The 2,166-nt window shown below is 66.9% G+C and carries 3 protein-coding genes; 2 read left to right on the forward strand and 1 reads right to left on the reverse strand.

Going from position 1 to position 2,166, the window contains the following annotated elements; genetic code table 11:
* Positions 1-64: 64 nt before the first annotated feature.
* Both MKK75_RS20105 and MKK75_RS20110 read left to right on the forward strand, forming a co-directional pair.
* Complete coding sequence (locus MKK75_RS20105) at positions 65-652, forward strand: DUF805 domain-containing protein (RefSeq protein ID WP_244044288.1); 588 nt, start codon at positions 65-67, stop codon at positions 650-652.
* Positions 649-963: a superinfection immunity protein gene (locus tag MKK75_RS20110; protein ID WP_244044289.1), complete on the forward strand. Its 315-nt coding sequence runs from the start codon at positions 649-651 to the stop codon at positions 961-963. The genes MKK75_RS20105 and MKK75_RS20110 overlap by 4 nt, the downstream gene beginning before the upstream one ends.
* A gap of 20 nt (positions 964-983) precedes the next feature.
* Here MKK75_RS20110 and MKK75_RS20115 read toward each other — a convergent pair.
* Positions 984-2,086 (reverse strand): IS3 family transposase gene (locus MKK75_RS20115; RefSeq protein ID WP_244044290.1). Its coding sequence is split into 2 segments (ribosomal slippage): positions 984-1,825 and positions 1,825-2,086, totalling 1,104 coding nucleotides; the frame shifts between segments, so codons are not numbered across the junction.
* Positions 2,087-2,166: the final 80 nt, after the last annotated feature.

Genomic DNA, 2,166 nt, shown 5'->3' on the forward strand with positions numbered 1-2,166 from the left:
CGACGGACTGACAGTCCCCGATCACGATAGGCTCGACCCAGCCGGGTTATGGAGGATGAGGAGCATGCACGCCTACCTCGACGCGATGCGTCGCTACGCTACCGCCCAGGGGCGCGCCTCTCGCGCCGACTACTTGCCAGCCCACCCCGTGTTCCGGCCGCTCATCCTCGTTGCCTTCTTCGGCCTGGGCGTCCCCTTCGTCGAGGGGCCACGCCCGATCTTGCCGGCGCTGCTGCTCGTGCTTCTCCTCGGCTCGCACGCGGCCCCCTGGACGGCGCTGACGGTGCGGCGCCTGCATGACATGGATCTCAGCGGCTGGTGGGCGCTGCTTGGCCTAGGCGCGTTCATCCCCATCGTGCCGCTCGGCGTGATCGTGCTGCTGCTCCGGTGCCTACGGGACGGCCAGCCCGGCCCCAACCGGTTCGGGCCAGACCCGCTCGATCGCGCGCCGGTCTCAACTCCGTCGCCCACCGAAGTGCCGCCAGTCGCCTCGACCCCTATGCCGATGGCCGCACCGCTGCCCGCAGCCCCGCGCCGCGACGTGGTGGCCGAGCTTGAGCGGCTGGCGCAGCTGCGCACGGCCGGCACCCTGTCGGAGGCCGAGTTCGTGGTGATGAAGGCGCAGATCCTGAACGCGGGGCGGCAGCGATGAGAGCGGACGATGCCGAGTTCATCACCGTACTGTTCGCCGGCATCGCGCTCGGGTGGTTCGTGTTGCTGCTGCCGACGATCATCGCGTTTCGCAACCGCCACCCGCACCGCTGGGCGATCCTGTCGGCGAACCTGTTCCTGGGGGGCACCGGCATCGGCTGGGCCGGGGCGCTGGCCTGGGCGAAGAGCTCGGCGGACTACTCGGGTGACGGCGCGGGCAAACGCGATTCAGGCTTGAGGATCTTCGTCGAGTGGCCTGCCCCTATTTGGTGGCCCAGGTTCGAAGTTAGTGCATCGTCGGTCTGGAGTTGACCCCGTTTGTGGTCCACGGCCTATGCAAGTTCTCGGGCTGTGACAGCTTGGTCGGCGAAGGCTCGGGGCGTCAAGCCGCCCAGGGCCGTGTGGGGTCGATCTTCGTTGTAGTGGCACCTCCATTCCTCGATACGCTCGCGGGCATCGGCCAGCGACAGGAACCACGAGGCGTTCAGGCATTCCGCTCGGAGGCGGCCGTTGAACGACTCGATATAGGCGTTGTCGGTCGGCCTGCCCGGTCGGGAGAAGTCGATCTCGGCCCCGTTCAGGTAGGCCCATTGGTCGAGCATGCGCCCGGCGAACTCTGGCCCGTTGTCGACCCGCAGGCTCTTGGGTCGGCCCCGCAGCCGGACCAAGGCGTCCAAAGCCTCGGTCACTTGGAAGGCGCGAAAGTTCGCTCTCGGTGTGAGTGAGAGCGCCTCTCGCGTATGGCAATCGACGACGGTCAGGATCCGGAACGGGCGCCCGTCGAAGATGCGGTCGGACATGAAGTCCATCGCCCAGACCTCGTTGGGCCCACCGATCGCCGGTCGCCCCTGACGGTAGCGCCAGGCTCGTTTGCGCTTGGGCAGCTTGGGCCGGATCGACAGTCCCTCGTCCCGGTAGATCCGGTAGGTTCGCTTGTGGTTCACCTCCCAGCCCTCTCGTCGCAACAGGATGTGCAGCCGTCGGTAGCCGTAGCGCACCCGTGCGGCGGCCAGCTCCTTCAGCCGCATCCGCAGCGCCACCTGCGGGTCGGAGCGCTTCCTGTAACGCTGGGACGAGCGGCCGAAACCGGTGGCCTGGCAGGCCCGACGCTCGCTGATGTCGTAGGCCACCTGCAGGTGACCGGCGACTTCACGGCGAGCGGCGGGCCTCACCACTTTCGCTTGAGCACATCCTGCAGCATGGAGCGGTCCAGTGTCAGGTCGGCGACCAGCCGCTTGAGCTTGCTATTCTCATCCTCCAACTGCTTCAGCCGCCGGATCTCCGGCACGCCCATGCCGACGAACTGTTTCTTCCAGCGATAAAACGTCGGTTCGGATACGCCCATCTTCCGGCAGACTTCGTCCACCGTCGCGCCGTTCTCCGCCTGCCGCAGGGCAAAGGCGATCTGTTCGTTCGTGAAGCGTTTGCGAGGCATGGCATCCACCCTCCTTCAGGGTTCAGGATGCCCGAAAAACTCGCGCTCAGTGCGGACCAGTTTGGTGGGTCAGGGTCACG

Source organism: Methylobacterium sp. J-030 (assembly GCF_022829545.1).
GTDB lineage: Bacteria > Pseudomonadota > Alphaproteobacteria > Rhizobiales > Beijerinckiaceae > Methylobacterium.